This window comes from Euzebya pacifica (genome assembly GCF_003344865.1).
Lineage (GTDB): Bacteria > Actinomycetota > Nitriliruptoria > Euzebyales > Euzebyaceae > Euzebya > Euzebya pacifica.
In genome coordinates this window covers 1,497,214-1,517,307 of record NZ_CP031165.1, presented here as the reverse complement: position 1 = coordinate 1,517,307, position 20,094 = coordinate 1,497,214, and the positions used below count along the sequence as shown (strand labels likewise).

Genomic DNA, 20,094 nt, shown 5'->3' with positions numbered 1-20,094 from the left:
TGCTGACAGCTCCTGCCAACCCGCGCGCCCGAACGACGACGCCCGGCCCCCTTCGAGGGCCGGGCGTCGGGTGATCTGGCGGCTGGTCAGCGGCTGATCGGCTTGTACTTGATGCGGTGGGGCTGGTCGTCGCCGCCGTGGCGCTGCTTGAAGTCCTCGGCGTACTCCGAGTAGGTGCCCGGGTACCAGACGACCTGGCTGTCCCCCTCGAAGGCCAGCATGTGGGTGGTGACGCGGTCGAGGAACCAGCGATCGTGGGAGATGACCACCGCACAACCGGCAAAGGACAGCAGCCCCTCCTCCAGCGCGCGGAGGGTGTCGACGTCGAGGTCGTTGGTCGGCTCGTCCAGCAGCAGCAGGTTGCAGCCCTTGCGCAGCAGCTTGGCGAGATGGATGCGGTTGCGCTCACCACCCGAGCACTGCCCGACCTTCTTCTGCTGGTCAGCGCCCTTGAAGTTGAACTGGCCGCAGTACGCCCGGCCGTTCACCTCACGGCCGCCGATCTCCAGCAGGTCGTTGTCGTCGGTGATCTCCTGGAAGACCGTCTTGTTGGGGTCCAGGGCGTCACGGTTCTGGTCGACGTAGCCCAGGTCGACGGTGTCGCCGACACGCAGGCTGCCCTCGTCGGGCTTCTCCTCCCCCATGATCATGCGGAAGAGGGTCGACTTGCCGGCACCGTTGGCGCCGACGATCCCGACGATGCCACCCGGCGGGAGGCTGAAGGTCAGGTCCTCGATGAGCAGGCGGTCCTCGAACCCCTTGGAGAGGTTGTCGGCCTCCACGACCACGCCACCGAGTCGGCCGGTGTGGGGGATCGTCAGCTCGATGTTGCTGTCACGGGACTGCCCGGCCTTGGCGACCAGGTCCTCGTAGGCGGAGATTCGGGCCTTGGACTTGGCCTGACGGGCTCGCGGGCTGGCGTTGACCCACTCCAGCTCCTGGGCCAGCGTCTTCTGCCGCTTGGACTCCGACTTCTCCTCCTGGCGCAGGCGTTCCTGCTTCTGCTGCAGCCAGCCGGAGTAGTTGCCCTCGAAGGGCATGCCCTTGCCGCGCTCGAGCTCGAGGATCCAGCCGGCGACGTTGTCGAGGAAGTACCGGTCGTGCGTGATGGAGACGACGGTGCCGTTGTAGTCCTGCAGGAAGCGCTCCAGCCACGCGACGGACTCGGCGTCGAGGTGGTTGGTGGGCTCGTCGAGCAGCAGCATGTCGGGCTTGGACAGCAGCAGGCGGCACAGGGCGACCCGGCGGCGCTCACCACCCGACAGCGTGGTGACGTCGGCGTCCCCCGGCGGCACGCGAAGCGCGTCCATCGCTATCTCGACGTTGCGGTCGAGGTCCCAGCCGTCCGCGGCCTCGATCTTGTCCTGGACGGCGGCGAAGCGGTCGTAGACCTTCGCCATCTCGTCGTCCGGCAGCTCCTCGCCCATCTTCATGGACAGGTCGTTGAACTCCTCGAGGAGCTTGACGACCTCGCCGACCCCGTCCTTGATGTTGCCCTCGACGTCCTTGGTCGGGTCGAGCTCGGGCTCCTGCGGCAGGTAGCCGACGTTGACCCCGTCGGCCGCCCACGCCTCGCCCTCGAACTCGGTGTCGACCCCGGCCATGATGCGCAGCAGGGTCGACTTGCCGGCGCCGTTGGGACCGATGACGCCGATCTTGGCGCCCGGCAGGAACGACAGCCAGATGTTGGACAGGATTTCCTTGGAGGGCGGCACCAGCTTGGTGAGGCCCTTCATCACGTACACGTACTCAGCCATGGCGGCACAGGCTATCGGTACCCCGCACGATGACCGGCGCGATCGGGGGCCCGATCGGCCCACGGCGACGCAGGCCCCGATCGCGCCGACGATCGCAGCGGGGCCGGCGGGGGCCGGCTCGCGGGGGGGTCAGGCGTCGGTGACGGTGACGGAACCGTCGTCAACGGACCACGTGCGGGTGGTGGTCACGGCGTCGAGGAGGCGGCGGTCGTGGGAGACCAGCAGGAGGGTGCCGTCGTAGCTGGCGAGGGCGTCCTCGAGCTGCTCGATGGCGGGCATGTCGAGGTGGTTGGTGGGCTCGTCGAGGACCAGCAGGTTGGTGCCCCTCGACATCAGCATCGCCAGCACCGCCCGGGTGCGTTCGCCCGGTGAGAGGTCGGCGGCCGCCCGGCTGGCACGAGGGCCCTTGAGCCCGAACTTGGCGAGGAGGGTGCGGGCCTCGACGGGTTCCATGCCGCTGTGGGAGACCAGCAGGTCGACGACGGTCTCGTTGGAGGCGAGGGCGCCACGGGCCTGATCGAGCTCCCCGACGACGACGCGGCTGCCGAGCGTTGCGGTGCCGCCGCCGGGCTGGAGGTGGCCGAGGAGCAGGCCGAGGAGGGTGGACTTGCCCGCGCCGTTCGGGCCGACGACGCGGACCCGGTCGCCCTGGGCGAGGTCGAGGGTGACCGGCCCGAACGTGAAGCTGCCGCGGGTGATCGTCACGTCGCGGAGCTGCGCGACCACGTCACCGGAGCGTGGAGCGCTGGGCAGCTCGAGGCGCAGCTCCCACTCCTTGCGGGGTTCGGCGACCCCCTCGTTGGCCATGGAGCGGTCGAGCTGGGCCAGGCGGCTCTCGAGTGCGCGGACCTTCTTCGCACCGCTGGTGGCCGCCTCGATCCGGGCGCCCTTGGCGGCGCGGTCGGGGTCGGGCGGCTTCTTCTTGGCACGGAGGGCCCCGCGGACCGACTGCTCCTTCGCGCCCTGCACCTGGCCGACCAGCGCGCTGCGCCGTTCCTCGGAGGCCTCGTAGGCCTCGCGCATTCGTCGCCGAGCCACCTCGCGTTCGGCCAGGTAGGCGTCCCAGCCACCGGCGAACGTCGACCAGGTCGCGTTGACGGGGTCGAGCTCGAGGACGTCGGAGATCGTGCGGGAGAGGAACTCGCGATCGTGGGAGACCACCGCGATGCCGCCGCGGTAGCCGGCGACGAACGCCTCGAGCCGGTCCAGGCCGTCGAGGTCGAGGTCGTTGGTCGGCTCGTCGAGCAGCAGGACGTCGAAGCGGGAGAGGAGGATCGCGGCGAGCGACGCCTTGGCGATCTGCCCGCCGGACAGGCCAGCGGTGGGCGCGTCGAGGAGTCGGAGGGGCAGGCCGACCTCGGTGAGGGTCTGCTCGACGCGGGCCGAGAAGTCGTCGGCACCGACGGCCATCCACGTCTGGAGGGCGTCGTCGTAGGCGTCGCCATCGGGGTCGGTGCCGTCGGCAAGGGCTGCGGTGGCGCGTTCGAGGTCGTGTTCGGCCGCGGTGACACCGGTGCGGCGCGCGAGCATCCCGGCGGTGGTCTCGTCGGCCCGGCGGTCGTGCTCCTGGGCGAGCAGGCCGACCGTGCCGGTCCGCGTGACGGTGCCTGCCTCGGGCTCGAGCAGGCCGGCGAGGACCCGTAGGAGCGTCGACTTGCCCGCGCCGTTGGGACCGACCAACCCGATTGTCGAGCCGGGGCCGACGGTCAGGTCGACGCCGTGCAGGACGTCCTGCCCACCGAACGCAACGCGGATCCCCTCGGCGACGACCTGTGACATGGGCGACAGCGTACGGCCGGCCCGACCGCACGGCTGCGGCCCCACCTGGTCGGTGGGGTGCGGGTCAGGTCGGTCTTGGCTGGGCCGGTCTTGGTTGGGTCGGTCGCAGCGGGGGTCGGGAGACCAGCCGGGTGCGACCGTGCTGGACTGTGTAGGTGCCGTCGGGCTGGAGGGTCTGGGTCCAGCCGGGGGCGTGGACCCGCAGGTGGCAACGGCGGCACAGCAACACCATGTTGGTGGTGTCGGTCGGGCCGGGCCGTGGGATGACGTGGTGGGCGTCGGTCCACCGTGCCGGCGCACGACAGCCGGGGAACCGGCAGCTCTGGTCCCTGGCGTCGAGGGCATCACGATGGGGTTTGGTGACGGGGGTGTCGCCACGTCCGGCGGCCATCACGAGGGTGCCGTCGGTGATGATGGGAATCATGGTGGCGTCGCAGGCCCATGCCTGGGCGGTGACCTGGCTGATGCGGGTGGATCCGCCGGCGGTCTGCCACAACAACCGCCCGGTCGCCCGGCCGTCCGGACCGTCACTGTCGGCGAGGAGGTCCTTGACGTCGACGATGGCCGACAGGCGGGGTCGGGCTGGTCGTCCGGGGGCGGGGGTGGCAAGCCACTCGCTGAGCGCCCGGTACAGCCCTTCGGCGAGCTGGACCCGTCGTGGCCGGGTGTCCCGGTACTTCTTGGGGATCGGCGTGCCCTCGTCATCAGTCGGCACGTCCGGGATCTCGGGGTCGTCGTCGCCAACCGCGTCGTCAGGGACGTCGAGGTGGTGGTCGTGCCCTGCGGGTCCCTGTGCGGCTGTGGGTCGGTTGGCGGCGGCGTTCATGGCCTGGCCGAGGACGGCGTTGAGCTCGGGGTCGGCGTGGATGTACCAGTCGCCCCATCCGTCGAAGGAGGGCTGGCAGACCGCCGACGGATGATCCGGTGCCCGCTCGGCGGCCGTGTCGACGGCCGTGCGGTCGATGCGCCAGGCGAGGTCGGCGGTGATCTCGCCGATCCGGTCGGGTTCGACGTCGCGGGCGGTACCGACGGCGGCGGCGAGCTGGTCGTCGAGGGTCTGTCGTTGGGCGACGGACAGGTCGCGGGCGTGCATGACGATGGCGCGGACCTGTGACCACGACAGGCAGCCCTGGTCGAAGGCCTGCCAGGTCTCGGGCATCGCCGACAGCGTCTGCACACACCGCTCGAGGAACGCCGCTTCGGCACCGGTCACGTCCGCGGCGAGGCCGATCAGTCGGCGGGCCGGCAGACCATCCCTGGCGACGCCGCCGGCCTGCTGGATGCAGCGCAGCAACCGGGCCATCAGCCGGTCGACCTCGCGCAGCAACGAGACCGCCGAGTCAACCGGATCGAGCACACCGACACCGGCGGAGGACCCTCCACCCGGCGCTCGATCCAGCCCGACCTTCATACGAACAAGTGTACGGCCTGGGTGTGACATCGGGGCCGGGATCCGTGTGTGCGCGGACCACGTTTTCACAAGCCTCTGTTCCCGACACCGCAAGTCCGCTATCGTCCATCGGCTGCAACGACACCGACCGACGCGGAGGACCGTCATGCCAACCTTCATGCTCACGAGGCGCCACCGTGGCTGTGCGACGCCGCTCAGCGGCCGACCAGCGACGACGAACCCACGGCCAGAACTTCCTCGTCGACTCAGGGGTGGTCGCCCGAGCCGTTGAGCGGCTCGCCCTCGACCCCGATGACCTGGTCGTCGAGATCGGGGCCGGACGCGGCGCGCTGACCGATCCGCTCGCCGAGACGGGCGTCAGGGTCGTGGCAGTCGAGCGTGACCGCCAGCTCGCGGAACGGCTTCGCAGCCGCTACGCCGACGTTGATCGGGTCCGTGTGATCACCTGCGACATCCGTCGGTTCCGTTGGCCACGCGAGCCCTACCGGGTGGTCGGCAACGTCCCGTTCGGCGTGACGAGCGACATCCTCGACGCGCTGCTCGACGACCCGGACAAGGGGCCGACTCGAGCCGATCTGCTGGTGCAGGCCGAGGTGGCCCACAAACGCGCAGCGGCGCCTCCGACAACGCTTCGGTCGGCCGCCTGGGCGCCGTGGTGGACCTTCACCGTCGGCGGCCATGTCCCCCGACAGGCGTTCAGGCCGGTGCCTGCAGTGGATGCGGCATGGCTGACCATCAGGCAGCGCACCCCCGCAGTCCTTCCCACGACCCTTGCCCCGTCCTTCCGCGACCACCTGCGGCCGCTGTGGTCCGGCGCCCACGGCGGTTGATCACGTCGCGACGGGTGCTCTACGGGACCTGCGGGAGGTCGCCGTAGCGCGCGGCGAAGGCGACGGCTTGGTCTCGGTTGGTCACGCCGAGCCGGAGGTAGAGGCCGGCCAGGCGGTGTCGATCAGTTGAACTCGGCGGTGACGTAGCCCAACGACGTGCCGGACTCCGGATCCACCAGTGCAATGGCCGCCACGCGAGACGCTGTGGCGTCCCCGACGGGCCCGACGAACCATGGTCCACCTTCTTCTCCAGGGGGAAGTTCCCGGTTGACCGTTTCGATGTCCACCGCGGTACCAGCGGGCTCGATCCGCCCGGCGGTGGCGCCGTCGGGGTCGGGGTCGGTGACGATGATGCTCCACTCACCGGTTGAGCAGTCATGAAGGAAGCCGGCCCGACCTACGCCAATCGGGGCAGCCCCGGTGTTGGTGATGGTGAAGCGGATGACGTTGGTCGAGTCCAGCTGCACGGCAAGCGCAGCGTCGGGGTTGATGACCGGTTCGTCTTCACCGAAGAGGACGGCGTCATCGCTGCCCAGAAAATCCTCGATCTGTTCACGGTCAGGACAGGCCGTCGACTGGGTCGTCTCGGTGGACGGCGGGCTGGATGGATCGGGTTGGGCCCCCTGGTCGGGGGCTGCACAGGCGCAGGTCCCGACCAGGAGAGCGGCCACGAGCAGGGTGCGGGGGGTCATCGGGTAAGAATAGGGATGTCGAGTTCTTGTTCGATGAGGTCGGCATGGCTTGCCAATCTTCTCCGGCCAAGACGCCCGTTGCGGACAAACCCCCGCCCGAGAAGGACGACTGGTTACGCCGATCGGGGCACGACACGCCGACCGCCCCGGGGAGGGGCGGCCGGCGTTGGTCAGGTGTCTAGCGTTGGCCGTGACGGCCGGGGTGGCGACGTGCCGGCCGCGGCGGGGGCGGCCGCTTCGGCCCCTTTCCGCGTGGCCCCTTGGGTCCGCCGGGTCCGTTGGACGGGCGGGCGGGACGACGTGGGGTCGGGGCGGGACGGCGCGAGCGGTTGTTGAACGAGGCAGGCATGGACGATTCCTCTCCTGCTTTCCGCGCGCGCAGCACCCTCGGCCTCGCGCGACAGCGGTCCGAGCCCACAACAGCAGACCGACACCACCGACGATTCGCGCGAAAACGCGACGAGCACCCATGACGACGCGCGCGACACGGAAAGCCGTGGTGGCGGTCGGAAGGGTGCTCTACAGGCGCATTGTGGAACGCAGGTTACTGCGACGCGCCGCCGCCGACAAGGGCCTCCAGCACCGCGTTGCTGACCACACCCGGGCCACCGAGGACGGTCACGGTCGTCACGCCCAGCTGGTCGAGCGCATCCAGGGTCTCCTGCGGCGCGGTGTCACGGGTGACCAGCAGTACCGGCCCGCCGTACAGCCCGGCCAGGGGTGCCGCCGACAGGGCGTCGGCGAAGCCCTCGCCGTTGACCACGACAGCTCGACGGGTCCCCGAGGACCACAGGGTCGTGGCCACGGTCGCGGCGGTGTCGAACCGGCTGGTCCCGGCGATCCGCGTGGTCGGCGCGATGCCGTTCAGCTCCTGCTGCACCGCCGCCGACACCGACGACTGCCCACCGAGGATCGTGATGCGCGAGGGGGACAACCGCTCGAGCTCCGCCCGTGTCGCCTCGGGCACCGTGTCGGTGGCGACCAGCAGCAGCGGCGACCCGAGCATCCCGGCCCCGGCGCCGCCGGACAGCGCGTCGGGGTGGTCGATGCCCGAGGCGACCAGCACATCGGTGGCCCCGTCGGGCCACGCCGCCGCGCTGACGGCCGCCGCGGTGGCCCACCGATCGACCCCGGATCGGCGGGAGGTCGGCGCGATGGCGGCCAGCTCCTGCTCGACGGCAGCGCTGATCGCGCCCTCGCCACCGAGCAGGACGATCTGCTCGGGAGCCAACGCGGTCAGTGCATCCGACGTGGCGGGGGGCACGGTGTCGGCCTCGACCAGCAGCAACGGGGCGCCGTTGATGACCGCTGCCGGGCCGCCGGCGAGGGCGTCGGCGAACCCAGTGCCGTTGGCGACGAAGGCCACCGACGACGCCTCGAACGATCCCGACGCCACGGCCGCGGTGGTGAACCGGTCGCTGCCCTGCACGCGCTCGACCGCCCGCGCGCCCCCGGGCACGCCGGCGGCGAAGGTGATCGGCACCCATCGGTCCAGGGAGGTGTCGCCCGGGTCGTTGTGGTCGCGTCGGGTGAAGATGCCGCACTGCACGACGGTGCAGTCGACGTCACCGAAGGCCTGGGCGACCGGGAAGTCGAAGGTGCCCTGCGACGGCTGCAGCGATCCGTCGGGCGTCCCGGGCAGGCCGGCGGGCAGTGTGGCCCACGATCCCGTGCCGTCGCAGACGGTCGGCCGCTCCTCCCCCACGGGGGCGATGCACTGGCGCACGTACAGGCCCTCACCGGACGGTGTCCCGGCCAGCGTGACGCTGACGGTGTCGGTCTCGGCCAACCCGACGGTCGGTGCGACGGTCAGGCTGAACTCCTCCTGCGCCACGGCGGGCAGGACCAGGCCGCTGAGGAGGGCGAGCACACCCAGCACCAGCAGGAGGCGGGTGGGCAGCAAGGATCGGGATGACATGGCGTGGAGGACCTCGGGGTCGGGCGGCAGGACGACGATCAGCGGGTGGGGACGGACGGCAGGGTCGCCGGCGCTCAGCGGGCCGGCAGCACGATCGGCGCGCCGGTCTCGGGGTGGGCGATGACCTCCATCGGTGCGCGGTAGGCACGACCGAGCAGCTCGGGGGTCATGACCGTTCGGGGTGGGCCGGCGGCGAGCACCCCGCCGTCGGCGAGGAGCACGATCCGGTCGGCCCATGCCGCGGCGGCGGTCAGGTCGTGGAGCACGACCACGGCGGCGTCACCGGCCCGGGCACGGGAGGCGAGGACCGCGAGCACCCGGTCGGCGTGATGGGGGTCCAGGGCCGCGACGGGTTCGTCGAGCAGCAGCAGCGGTGTGTCCTGGGCGAGGGTGCGGGCCAGCATCACCCGGGCACGCTCGCCACCCGACAGCTGGGTGACCGACCGGGCCGCCATGTCGGTGACGTCGACGGCGTCCATGGCCCAGTCGACGATCGCGTCGTCTGCACGAGCTGCGGCTGTGCCGTGCCAGGGCGCACGTCCCATGGCCACCACGTCACGAGCGGAGAACGGGAACGCCACGGTGGCGTCTTGGGTCAGGACCGCCCGGTGGCGTGCGGCGTCGAGGGCCCGCTGTGACGTCAGCGCCGTTCCGCACAGCTCGATGGACCCCGACGACACGGCCAGGTCACCGGCAACGCCGTGGAGGAGGGTGGACTTGCCGGCCCCGTTGGCTCCGACGACGGCGACCAGCTCACCTGCGGCGACGTCGAAGCAGACGTCGTCCAGCACGGTGCGGTCCCGGCGGGTCATGGCGACCGACCGGAGGGCGAGGACGGTCGAGCCGACGGCTGGGCGAGGGGTCCGGTGCGGGGTGCCCCCATCGGCCACCGAACGGTCCGTGACGACGGCGGTCATGCCCAGCCTCCCTGCTGGCGGCGGGTCCGGCGCAGCAGCACAAGGAACACAGGAGCGCCCAGCAGCGCGGTGAGGACACCCAGCGGGATCTCCGCCGGGGCGGCGATGGTGCGGGCAAGCATGTCGCCGGCGGTCAGCACGATGGCCCCGCCGAGGGCGCTCGCGGGCAGGACGGTCCGGTGGGCGGGGCCGGCCAGCAGCCGCACGAGGTGGGGGACGACCAGCCCGACGAAGGCGATGATCCCCGACACGGCCACACCCGCAGCGGTGAGGACGGCCACGACGGTGATCAGCTGCAGGCGGAGCCGGCCGACGTCGACCCCGAGGTGGCCGGCGGGCCCCTCCCCCAGGCCCAGCAGGTCCAGCGGCCGGGCGAAGCGTCCCGCGACCAGCAGGCCGATCAGCACCAGGGGTCCGGCGACGAGCAGGCTGCGCCACGATGCCGAGGCGACGCTGCCGAGGGACCAGAACGTGATCGAGCGGATCTCGGCGTCGTCGGAGATGAACATCGCCAGGCCGATCAGCGCACCGGCGATGGCGTTGACCGCGATGCCGGTCAGGACGAGCGTGACCGTCTCGGTGCGCCCGCCGGATCGGGCTCCGGCGTAGACCAGCAGGGTGGTCAGCAGCCCGCCGGCGAACGCGGCGGCCGGCAGCACCCAGATGCCGGCTGCGGTCGCACCCAGCGCGATGGCGAACACCCCGCCGACGGCGGACCCGGCGGACACGCCGATGATGCTGGGTTCGGCCAGCGGGTTGCCGAACATCCCCTGCAGCAGCGCGCCCGCCGTGCCGAGTCCGGCGCCGACGACCAGGCCGAGCAGCACACGGGGCAGCCTGATCTGCAGGACCACGTCGCGGGCGATCGGGTCGACGTCAGCAGCGCTGCCGGTGAACGGGTCGGCCAGGATGCGCACGACGTCGGCCGTCCCGACCTCGAAGGCCCCCGCGGCGATGGCCGCGACCGTGACCGCCACGCACAGCAGCCCGAGCAGGCCAAGCAGGCTCCGGCCGGACAGGCGAAGCCGGGGGACATCCGGGTGACGTCGCGTCGACGAGGCGGCGGTGGGGGCGGCAGCGGTCACGGGGCGGCCCACCCCTGGAGCTGTCCGGCGAGGTACTCGACCACGGCGGGGGTTCGGGCGCCGAAGGACAGCAGCAGGCCGTCGTCGACGACGATGACGTCGCCGCTGGCCCCGGCCGGCGTCTGGGCGATGCCGGGGACCTCGGCCAGGCCGTCCATCCCGCCGACGCTCTCCAGGCCGCGGGACATGATCAGCAGCACGTCGGGTGCGGCGGAGACCAGCGCTTCGCTGGTCAGCGGGGTGAAGGGGGCAAGGCCGAGGGCGGACCCGGCGTCGATGCCGCCCGCCGCCTCGATCAGCGCGTCGGCGCCGGAGCCGTCGCCACCCAACAGGTAGACCCCGGCGGTCCCCCGCAGGTAGAGGAAGGCGACGGTGGGTGCCGGCTCCAGCGGCTGTGCGCCGGCCGCATCCACGCGCTGTCGGGTGGCGTCGATCAGCTCGGCCCCCGCACCGGTGACCCCGAGGGCGTCGGCGACCGCCTGGATCCGCGGGTAGATGTCCTCCAGCGTCCACGCCTCGGGGACGAGCACGACGGGGACGCCGGCGCCGCGGATGGCGTCGAGCGCCTCGGGCGGCCCGGTCAGGGTGTCGCCGATGACGACGGTCGGTTGCAGCGACAGGACGCTTTCGGCCGACACGGAGTGGGCGTCGGTGACCACCGGCAGGTCGGCGACCTCGGCGAAGGTGGCCTGCTCGTCCCGTCCGACCATCGCCTGGCCCAGGCCCAGCGAGTAGACGACCTCGGCCACGCCACCGGACAGCGGCAGGATGCGGGAGACGTCGGCGACCTCGACGGTGGGCCCGTCAGCAGACTCGACGGTGACGGGCAGCTGTGGCGTGGGCGCAGGCATGACCGGCAACGGCTCGTCGACCAGCGGCACGTCGCGACCGGGCTCGGTCGCGTCGGCGGCCGCATCGGCAAGGGGCTGGCTCGATGTGCCGCTCGAGCAGCCGGTCAGCAGGGCGAGGATCGCGAGCGCAGCGCACAGCCAGCGGGTCACGGTTCCTGCCGCTTCTGTCGGATCGCCGCCACACCGGTGGAGGAGGTCAGCAACGCCGCAAGGAGGATCAGCGGGCCGCGGTTCGGCGCCTCCGCGCCTGTGGTGGAGGCAAGCGCGGCGTCGTCGTCACCGGCGGCCGGACCGCCGTCAGGACCCTCGGCGAGGGCGGGGGCGTCGGCGCTTGGGGGCGCGGCGGTCGTCGTGGTCCCGGTGCCGGCCGTGTCATCAGGGACGGTGGTGCCATCGGCGGAGGGGACCAGCGGCTCGGGAGTGGCGTCGCCCAGCGGGGCCGTGGTGCTGCCCGGGGTCGGCGTGGCAGCGGGGACGGTCGACCTCGACGCGGAGGTCGCCTGGCTGGACGGTTCGGTAGGTGTCGACGCGGGCTGCGTGGGGGCAGGCTGCGTCGATGCCGGGGGCTGCTGGGACGGCGCCGGCTGCGTGGGCTGTGGTGCCGTCGATGGCTCGGCGGGAGCGGTGGGCTGGGGCGCCGGGGTCGAACGCGGGGTCGGTTCGGCCGTCGGCTCGGCACGGAACGACACCGGGTAGAAGACGTCCTGGGACCGGTCGTTGGTCCGGGTGTGGTCGTTGCGGGTCGTCACGGCACACGCGGTCACGAGGCAGTCGACCTCGTCGTTGATCCAGCGGGTGACCTCGACGTCCACCTCGAACGTGCCACCCAGCCCGTAGGGCCGGGCCAGGCCGACGCCGTACGGGGGCGGGTTGGACGACACCCAGACCGAGGAGCCCGACGTGCCGTCCTGGTCCGCGCCGCCGCCACAGGGCGAGGGCACCTGACCGGGGGGCGGCACCACACACCAGGCGACGTAGATGCCCTTGGTCGTGTCGTACCCCTCACCGCGCACCGTGACGACCTGGCCGGCCGGGTCGAGGTCGCTGTCGGGGGTGACGTCGATGCGCGGTGCCGCGTGGGCTGGCGTTCCCGCGACCAGGGCCAGCCCGAGCCCGACGAGGAGCACGGCGGCGACGCGCGCGGTCGCCCGCGTCCGGAAGGCGCGCACGGGCACCGTGCGCACAAACAGCGTGCTCACAGGTACCGAGCGCCCAGATCGTCGAAGATGCGCGCGTTGAACTCGTAGGCGAAGATCGACTCCTCGACCATGCGCTGGCGCTCGTCCTCGCTCCACGGCGCCCGGTCGAGCCGGTCGCGGTAGGTCGCCTTGACCACGGGGCCCTTGACGTCGGCGAAGTGGTACATCGACAGCTTGTCGGGTCCGAAGCCGTAGTTCGTGGCGAGCATCCGGGCGATGATCTGCCCGCCGGACAGGTCACCCATGTACCGGACGTAGTGGTGGGCCACGAACGCGCTGGGCCATTCCTGGGGGGCGGTCCAGATGCGCTCGACGTAGGCGGTCGTGGACGCCACCGCCGACGGCAGGACGGCACGCCAGCGATGCCCGACGAGGGCCTCCATGTCGGCCTCGATCGCCGACACCCGGAGCAAGCGTGCGTCGAGGAAGTCCCCGGCGATCGGGTCCTCAGCGACGATCTCCGCGCACTCCTCGAGGGCGGTGTAGACGCGATACAGCTGGGCGAGGAAGTCCACGTAGGCCTCTCCCCCGAGCTGGCCACCCATCAACGCCCCCACGAACGGGGCACGCTCGGCGGCGCGGTGGGCGTCGAGGGTCTCCTGGCGGAGGACCTCCGAGAACGGATCGGCGACGGACTTCGTGGTGGACATCGAGTGATTCCCAGGGCGAGGGGGACGCGTGACTCGAACTAAGGTAAAGGACACCTAAGTATCACCGAAACCCCATCGCGTCCGGTCGGACAGCAGGAACTCGCGTCCTCGACGTCGAAGCGGCGTGATCCGAGCCCGACCTCAGCCGTCGGTTCGCAGCGCCTGCAGTGCGGCCCAGGCCGCTGGTGGGGTCGTGCGCAGGTCGTACAGGCCGGCACCGATGACCCCGGTGTCCTGGGCGGCCCGCACGAAGGTCTCGACCTCCGGCAGCCGGTCGGCGATGCCGCCGGCGAGGTGCACCGGCAGGTCGGGGTCGCCGACCAGCTGACGCAACCGGACGACGTTGTCGTGGTTCCACTGGTGGGTGATGACCGTGTCGGTGCCGCGATAGCTGGAGTAGCTCATCGGGACGAACACGTCGTAGTGCTCGGCCAGCTCCGCATACGGGAAGCCCGGCCACCAGGTGGTGTTGACCTCCAGCTGCATGGGCGGCAGGACGATCGCCGCCATCGGGTAGTCCGGACCGACCCAGCTGCGCAGCTCGGCGGACAGCTCGAGCACCCGTTGGGTGCGCAGGCCGACGTCGGCCAGGTCGTCGACCTCGATGTCCAGGCCGAAGGCGTCGGGCCGGTCGCCGCGTGGCGTGACGAAGGCCATCGCGGCCTTGGCGCGGGCGAGGTCGGTGTCCGGGTCCTCGAACTCGGGGATCGTCCACACCATGACGCGCAGCCCGGCGTCGTGGGCCAGCTCGATGACCTCGGCCAGCCGCTCGTGGTCGTGCAGGGCGCCGTTGGTCGACTCCCGCGAGACCTGCAGGTAGATCGCCTGGACCCCGTTGGCGGCGGCCAGGTCGACCTGCTGGGCGGGCGTCAGGTCGGTGTCGTAGGTGTCGATCCACGTCGACAGCCCCGCGAAGGCCGCGAGCTCCTCCCCCGGCGCGGGTGGCGCGGCCTGGGGTTTGGGCCCGTGCAGGCGCAGCAGCTCGCCGTCGAGGCGGTCGATGGTCAGCGTGTGCTGCCGACCGGCGTCGAGGATCTTGGTGCCGACGTCGCCGGTGAGCATCCAGCGCGGCCCCTCGTCAGCCGGTTCGGACAGGGCAACGCTTGCGAGGGCGAGGAACACCACGGCCACGCCGAGCATCCACGTCCTGTTCGGCATGTCCCCACAGTAGGGACGTTGCCGGCCGTTGGCTGCTAGAGGCCCAGCGACGCCCCGAAGACGGGCACGCTGGTCAGCAGCGCGAACGCTGCCGCCATGACCAGCGGCATGCGGGGGCCCTTGCCGGCGGACAGGCCCATCACGGCCAGCAGACCGAAACCCGCCACCATGCCCGCGGTGCGCAGCCCGACGAGGAAGTCCAGCGGATCGGTCAGCAGCGCGAAGATCTCCAGCGGTCCGAGCGCCAGCGTGATCAGCGGGGCGTAGACCTGCCACTGCTCCCCCATGCCGACCGCGGGGACCAGCCGTGTGGCCAGGAACCACGCCGCGGCGAAGCCCAGCGGCGCCATGGCGAACCCGATGGTGGACACCCGGGGCAGCAGGAGCAGCGACGCGACGACGGAGGCGCCGATCGTGGCCGCGGCGGCACGGGTGACCAGCACCTCCATGCGTTCGCTGATCGATCGGAAGGCGTACTCCGCACGGCGCCACAGGAAGACGGCCAGCACGGCGATGGACAGCCAGCGCAGCACCCGGCCCACGAGGATGATCGGATCCTGGAAGGTGCCGGTCAGGCCGTCGACCAGGCCGCCACCGGCGATCAGGTCGCCGAGGAGCACCCCGACGACCACCGGGGCGACCAGGGCCAGCCCGAGCGGTGCGGCATCGCCGGAGCCGCGCACCAGGCTCGACCAGCTCTCGTCTCGATACCGCATCAGGTACAGCGGCATGGCGGCGATCAGCAGCACGGGAACCCCGACGGCGAGGAGCCACTGGCCGACCGTGCCGTTGAGGAGCCCGCCGGTGCTGCGCAGGACCGCGCTGAGCAGGGTGGGCCCGATCACGTACACGGCCGCGGCCAGGAAGAAGTCGCTGCGGGCGTCGTCGGTGGACATGTACATCGCGCCGCAGCGTAGTGCGCGTGGCGTGCCATGCTGTGATCCATGTCGGACCTGCGCGCCTCGATCGTCGTCATCGGCGACGAGATCCTCGGTGGTTTCGTGCACGACACCAACAGCCACTGGCTGGCCGGGCAGCTGCAGACCCACGGCATCCCGCTGGACCGCGTGCAGACCGTGCCCGACACCATGGCCGCCATCGACGAGGGCCTGCGGATGGAGCTCGGCCGCAGCCGACCCCGGCTGATCATGACCTCCGGCGGCATCGGCTCGACGCCCGACGACCTGACGATGGAGGCGGTCGCTGCCACCCTCGGTCGCGGCCTGGTGGTCAACGAGGACATCGACCACCGCATCACGCTGGCGCTGGAGTGGACGGCCGGTACCGGCGCGACCGTGACCGCCGACCACGAGCGGGCGATGCGTCGCATGGCCCGGGTGCCCGAGGGGACCTACCTGCTGCAGGGCGCGCGGGGGGTGGCCCCGGGGGTGGCCCTCGACGTCGATGGTGGGCTGGCCGACGGGGGTGTGACGATCGTCATCCTGCCGGGCATCCCCGGCGAGCTGAAGCGGATCTACAGCGACGGGATCGTGCCCGAGCTGCTGGCAGGGGTCGGCACGCCGCAGCACGTGGTCGAGATGACCCACGGCTACCCGGAGTCCTCGCTGAATCCCGTCTTCGACCGGTTGGTCGCGGAGTTCCCCGACGTGCACCTGGGCTCCTACCCGGGCAAGCAGTGCACGATCCGGCTGAAGGGCGAACGCGGGAAGGTCGAGGCCGCCGGCGCGGTCGTGCGCGCCTACCTCGACGAGCTGGACGACGACCCCGGCGCGAACGAGCTCAAAACGGCCTGGGCGGCCCGCTGGACCGACTGAACAGGACAGCTGGCTCGATTCGCAGGCACCCGAGACGCCTCCCTGCGGGCCTCCTCACGAGCTCCGAGGGGTCCTCGGTCGGCTGCTGCCCGCTACCCTGTGCGCCGATGCGCGCCTCCGAACCCCACGTGATGTTCCTGCACGCCCATCCCGACGACGAGTCCTCCAAGGGCGCCGGGACGATGGCCCGCTACGCCAAGGAGGGGTACCGCGTGTCGGTGCTGACCTTCACCGACGGTGGGCAGGGCGAGATCCTCAACCCGGCGATGGCCGACGAGCCCGACGTGCTCGAGAACCTCGTCGAGGTACGCAAGGGGGAGCTGGCGGAGGCCCTGCGACTGCTCGGCGTGACCGACCACTTCGACATCGGCTTCCCCGACTCCGGCTACGTCAAGGACTTCGACGGTGACGGGTCGGTGCTGACCGACGACTGCTTCTACAACGTCCCGATGGCCGACGTGCTGGAGCGGGTCGTGCCGATCATCCGCCGGACCCGTCCGCAGGTCCTCGTGACCTACGACGAGCGGGGCGGATATCCCCACCCCGACCACATCCGCACCCACACCGCCACGATGGCGGCATGGCGGGCGGCGGCGGACCCGTCGTTCATGCCCGAGGCGGGGCCGGCCTGGCGCGCGTCGAAGGTCTACTACCAGATGACCTTCACGTACCGGCGGCTGACGATGCTGCAGGCCGAGTGCGAGGTCCGGGGCATCGAGTCGCCGTTCCGTGAGTGGATCGACGGCTGGGACACCTCCCGCGCCGAGCGGATCACGACGTCGATCGACGTCAGCGAGTACGTCGGCCTCCGGGGCCAGGCCCTGCGGGCCCACCGCACCCAGGTCGACCCGACGGGCAACTGGTTCAAGGTGCCCGACGACCTGGTCGCCGAGATCTACCCGTGGGAGGACTTCCGGCTGGCCCACAGCGAGGTCGCGACCGACAAGCCCGAGGACGACCTCTTCGCCGGGCTGTCCGTCACCCGTCCCTGACAGGACCGCCTCGTTCCTGACCGCTCCGGTTACGGCCCGGGGACCGCTCGGCGAACACTTGGTTCCGGTCGGGTCACATCCCCCACGAGCGCACCCGGACGATGCAGTCTCGTTGGCGTGAACGACCTGCACCTGCACGGACCGCACGGCGCCGCCGGCCTGCTGATGGTTGTCGGCGACCGCATCCCTCGAGCACTGCTCGCCCTCCGATCGGGCGCGGTGACCCACCCCCACACCTGGAGTGTGCCGGCCGGCGCGCTGGAGGCCGGTGAGGACCCCGTCCACGGGGCGCTGCGGGAGGTGGCCGAGGAGCTGGGCGACGTCCCGCCGCTGGAGGTCCTCGGCACGGTCACCGACATCGTCACCCCGCGATGGGCGTTCCACACCGTCATCGCCCGTACCCCGGCGTGCGTGCCCATCCGCGCCGACGGCCCCGACGGATGGGAGATCGCCGGCGCCCGTTGGGTCACCCGGGAGTCGGCCGAGCGGCTGCCGCTGCACCCGCGGCTGCGCCGCACCTGGCCACGCCTGATGGACGTTGCCACCCGCCGGCTGCACCACGCCGAGCTCCAGGACCTCGTCGAACCCCAGGGCCTGGCCGGCATCCTGACCGGCTGACCGACACGACGGTCAGCCGCCGATCGCCTCCAGCTCCGCCAGGGAGTCGTCGAGGTGGGTCAGCAGCCGCTGGAGGTGCGGCACCGTCCGCCGGCAACCGGTCAGGCCCACCTGCAGCTCGCCGTCGTAGGTGGTCACGGTGATGTTGAGCGCCAGGCCGTCGGTCGGGATCGACATCGGGTACAGCCCGTCCAGCCTGGCCCCGCTGAAGTAGAGGGGCTGACGGGGGCCGGGCACGTTGGAGATCAGCACGTTGAACGCCGGCCGGCGCAGCGCGTCGAGGTCGAACGGCAGGGCGCCCAGACCAGCTGGCACGAAGTTCATCGCCGACAGCATCAGCGTGCCCAGCTGGTTGAGGCCCTTCAGCGTCAGCTTGCCGCGGTCCATCGACTCGCGGACCAGCTCCAACCGCTCCTCGGGGCGAGCCAGGTGGGTGCCGAGGTTGCACAGCACGATGCCGACGTTGTTGCCGTCACCGGACCCCTCGCCGTGCAGTGACACGGGCACGGCCGCGATCAGCGGGTCGTCCGGCAACGCGTCGAGGTCCAGCAGGTAGCGACGAAGCGCACCGGCCGACATGGCCATGACGACATCGTTCAGCGTGGCACCGGTGGCGTCTCGGACCGCGCGGATGCGATCCATGGCGTAGCCGTCGGCGGCGAACCGTCGGGCGCCGCTGATCGGGACGTTGAACATGGTCCGCGGCGCCTGGAACGGCATGCGGGAGGCTTCCTCGGAGAACGACCGCCACAGCGTCCGCACGGCTGCCTCGGAGGAGCCGGTCACCGCACGCACGCCCTCACGAGCTCCGGAGGCCACGCCGGAGACAGCTCCAGACACCGCTCGCAACGGGTTCGGCCGCCCCGTCGGTTCCCCCGGGTCCGCGGTGCGCGGTGGCGGGTCCATGCGAGCCCACGGCGCCGGCAGGTCGCGTTCGTCGGGATCGGTGGACAACGACCGTTGGAGCAGCTTCATGCCGGTCACGCCGTCGACGAGTGCGTGGTGCATCTTGGTGTAGACCGCGAAGCGGCCGTCCTCGAGCCCCTCGATGACGTTGGACTCCCACAACGGGCGGCTGCGGTGCAGGAGGGTGCCGTGCAGCCGTCCGGCCAGCGCCAGCAGCTCGCGGACCCGACCCGGGTGGGGCAGGGCGGAGTGCCGGACGTGGTACTCGAGGTCGATCGCGTCGTCCTCCTGCCACTCCCAGGGCCCCACGCCCCCCTTGCGGACCGGCTTCATGCGGAGGCGCCGCGAGACCTCCTGGGTGGCCATGGCCCGCCGGTAGAGGTCTCCGGCGAACGCCGGCCCCGCACCCGGTGGCGGGGTGAACAACGCGAGGCTGCCGACGTGCATCGGGCGTTCGCGGCCCTCCACGTCGAGGAACCCCGAATCGGTGAGGGGCATCAGGCCCACGGCTTGCCTCCTGCCTCTGGACGCCGTCGCACGACGTAGAACAGGCAGTCGCGGCGTGTCTGCAGGTGGGTACGCGTCATCATCGCGGGAACCATGTCCTCCGACGTCACGACGGTGCCGTCGGCACGGACGTCGAACAGCCGCTCGGTCTCGTCGTTGCCGTCGACGTCGGTGACCACGAGCGGCAGGTCGCTGCCGGGCAGGATCTTCCCGATCGGCACGCCCGCCAGCAACATCCCGAAGTTGTTGCGGTCCAGCCCCGGCACGATCGCGAAGTCCAGCTCGTCGGGGTCGAGGTCGTCGACGAAGTCGAACGCCACCTCGGGGCGGACCTCGACGCGGTACCGCACCTCGAACAGGTGGGGTGGTCGGGGCATGGTCGGGTCGACATGCCGCATCGCGACGAACCGCTCGATGACGCCCTTGGCGAGGTCACCGTGCTCGGGCACGCCGGCCATGCCGCACTCCACCGCGATCGCGGGGCAGTACGGCTCCAGGGCCTGCATCAGCGTGAACTCCTGCGTGCCCCAGAGCAGGCCGACGTCCGACACCGCACCGGCCAGCGCGTAGGTCTCCTCCAGCGGACGGGGCACGATGGCGTAGAGGGGGTTGTCGCCGGTGTTGTTGTGCACGTCGATCGCGGCCTCCAGCGGGTGGGCCGTCACGATCTCCAGCACCTCTGCCGCGCACCGGCGCATCCGGGTCGACACCGGGTGGATGCCCCACACCCGGTTGAAGTCCTCCTGGTCCGGCAGGTACCGGTGGGCGAACCAGCCGTCCTCCGTGGCCGCACGGACGTTGCCGATGAACAGCCACAGCGGGTGGGTGGGGCGGGGCTTGTCGCGCAGCCAGGCAAGGAGCCCCCGCAGGCCAGAGTCCTCGTTGCCGTGCAGCATGACCGAGATCATCCGGTGCGGTCCCGGCAGGTCACCCTCGAGGTGCATCAGCGCAGGCTTGCCGTCGAGCGCGGTCAGCACCTCCTCGTCGGACCGACCGGCGACGAGGTCCCAGATCGCGTCGTCGTCCTCGATGTGGTGGAACAGCACCCG

General features: G+C 71.6%; 18 protein-coding genes. 4 read left to right on the top strand and 14 right to left on the bottom strand.

What is annotated here, in order from left to right; translation table 11 throughout:
- Positions 1–86 precede the first annotated feature (86 nt).
- The 3 genes from ettA to DVS28_RS06230 all read right to left on the bottom strand — a co-directional run bounded on the left by ettA (position 87) and on the right by DVS28_RS06230 (position 4,947).
- A complete protein-coding gene (gene ettA / locus DVS28_RS06240; RefSeq protein ID WP_114590692.1) occupies positions 87–1,757 on the bottom strand; it encodes an energy-dependent translational throttle protein EttA in 1,671 nt (556 codons plus the stop codon).
- A 129-nt stretch (positions 1,758–1,886) separates the two neighbouring features.
- Positions 1,887–3,536 carry an ABC-F family ATP-binding cassette domain-containing protein gene (locus tag DVS28_RS06235; protein WP_114590691.1) on the bottom strand — a complete coding sequence of 550 codons (1,650 nt, stop codon included), beginning with the start codon at positions 3,534–3,536 and terminating at the stop codon, positions 1,887–1,889.
- A 64-nt stretch (positions 3,537–3,600) separates the two neighbouring features.
- Entirely contained in the window at positions 3,601–4,947 is a 1,347-nt protein-coding gene (locus tag DVS28_RS06230) for an HNH endonuclease signature motif containing protein (protein ID WP_164710003.1), read from the bottom strand.
- Positions 4,948–5,123: 176 nt separating this feature from the next.
- Between DVS28_RS06230 and DVS28_RS06225 the strand changes: the two genes are divergently transcribed.
- Entirely contained in the window at positions 5,124–5,777 is a 654-nt protein-coding gene (locus DVS28_RS06225) for a ribosomal RNA small subunit methyltransferase A (RefSeq protein WP_164710002.1), read from the top strand.
- 122 nt (positions 5,778–5,899) lie between these two features.
- Here DVS28_RS06225 and DVS28_RS06220 read toward each other — a convergent pair whose 3' ends face one another.
- The 9 genes from DVS28_RS06220 to DVS28_RS06180 all read right to left on the bottom strand — a co-directional run bounded on the left by DVS28_RS06220 (position 5,900) and on the right by DVS28_RS06180 (position 15,149).
- A complete protein-coding gene (locus DVS28_RS06220; RefSeq protein WP_114590689.1) occupies positions 5,900–6,469 on the bottom strand; it encodes a hypothetical protein in 570 nt (189 codons plus the stop codon).
- Between the two features lie 544 nt (positions 6,470–7,013).
- A complete protein-coding gene (locus DVS28_RS06215) occupies positions 7,014–8,387 on the bottom strand; it encodes a cell wall-binding repeat-containing protein (protein ID WP_114590688.1) in 1,374 nt (457 codons plus the stop codon).
- Between the two features lie 74 nt (positions 8,388–8,461).
- A complete protein-coding gene (locus DVS28_RS06210; RefSeq protein WP_114590687.1) occupies positions 8,462–9,304 on the bottom strand; it encodes a heme ABC transporter ATP-binding protein in 843 nt (280 codons plus the stop codon).
- Positions 9,301–10,389, bottom strand: coding sequence for a FecCD family ABC transporter permease (locus tag DVS28_RS06205; RefSeq protein WP_114594026.1), 1,089 nt, complete (start codon positions 10,387–10,389; stop codon positions 9,301–9,303). Before DVS28_RS06205 ends, DVS28_RS06210 begins: the two co-directional genes overlap by 4 nt.
- Positions 10,386–11,390, bottom strand: coding sequence for a heme/hemin ABC transporter substrate-binding protein (locus DVS28_RS06200; RefSeq protein ID WP_114590686.1), 1,005 nt, complete (start codon positions 11,388–11,390; stop codon positions 10,386–10,388). Before DVS28_RS06200 ends, DVS28_RS06205 begins: the two co-directional genes overlap by 4 nt.
- Positions 11,387–12,439: a hypothetical protein gene (locus DVS28_RS06195; RefSeq protein ID WP_114590685.1), complete on the bottom strand. Its 1,053-nt coding sequence runs from the start codon at positions 12,437–12,439 to the stop codon at positions 11,387–11,389. The genes DVS28_RS06200 and DVS28_RS06195 overlap by 4 nt, the downstream gene beginning before the upstream one ends.
- Positions 12,436–13,089, bottom strand: coding sequence for a biliverdin-producing heme oxygenase (locus DVS28_RS06190; protein ID WP_114590684.1), 654 nt, complete (start codon positions 13,087–13,089; stop codon positions 12,436–12,438). The genes DVS28_RS06195 and DVS28_RS06190 overlap by 4 nt, the downstream gene beginning before the upstream one ends.
- A gap of 141 nt (positions 13,090–13,230) precedes the next feature.
- Positions 13,231–14,247, bottom strand: coding sequence for a hypothetical protein (locus DVS28_RS06185; RefSeq protein ID WP_114590683.1), 1,017 nt, complete (start codon positions 14,245–14,247; stop codon positions 13,231–13,233).
- Positions 14,248–14,282: 35 nt separating this feature from the next.
- The gene (locus DVS28_RS06180; protein WP_114590682.1) at positions 14,283–15,149 is read right to left on the bottom strand and encodes a hypothetical protein; all 867 of its coding nucleotides are present in this window, start codon (positions 15,147–15,149) and stop codon (positions 14,283–14,285) included.
- A gap of 42 nt (positions 15,150–15,191) precedes the next feature.
- Here DVS28_RS06180 and DVS28_RS06175 point away from each other — a divergent pair, with 42 nt between their 5' ends.
- The 3 genes from DVS28_RS06175 to DVS28_RS06165 all read left to right on the top strand — a co-directional run bounded on the left by DVS28_RS06175 (position 15,192) and on the right by DVS28_RS06165 (position 17,632).
- Positions 15,192–16,022 carry a competence/damage-inducible protein A gene (locus tag DVS28_RS06175; protein ID WP_114590681.1) on the top strand — a complete coding sequence of 277 codons (831 nt, stop codon included), beginning with the start codon at positions 15,192–15,194 and terminating at the stop codon, positions 16,020–16,022.
- A 107-nt stretch (positions 16,023–16,129) separates the two neighbouring features.
- Positions 16,130–17,014 (top strand): mycothiol conjugate amidase Mca, encoded by an 885-nt coding sequence (gene mca, locus DVS28_RS06170; RefSeq protein WP_114590680.1) that lies wholly within the window; start codon positions 16,130–16,132, stop codon positions 17,012–17,014.
- 117 nt (positions 17,015–17,131) lie between these two features.
- Positions 17,132–17,632: an NUDIX domain-containing protein gene (locus tag DVS28_RS06165; protein ID WP_114590679.1), complete on the top strand. Its 501-nt coding sequence runs from the start codon at positions 17,132–17,134 to the stop codon at positions 17,630–17,632.
- Positions 17,633–17,644: 12 nt separating this feature from the next.
- Here DVS28_RS06165 and DVS28_RS06160 read toward each other — a convergent pair whose 3' ends face one another.
- Positions 17,645–19,036: a WS/DGAT/MGAT family O-acyltransferase gene (locus DVS28_RS06160; protein WP_114594025.1), complete on the bottom strand. Its 1,392-nt coding sequence runs from the start codon at positions 19,034–19,036 to the stop codon at positions 17,645–17,647.
- On the bottom strand, positions 19,036–20,091 hold the full coding sequence (locus DVS28_RS06155) for a M14 family metallopeptidase (RefSeq protein WP_114590678.1): 1,056 nt from the start codon (positions 20,089–20,091) through the stop codon (positions 19,036–19,038). Before DVS28_RS06155 ends, DVS28_RS06160 begins: the two co-directional genes overlap by 1 nt.
- Between the last annotated feature and the right edge of the window lie 3 nt (positions 20,092–20,094).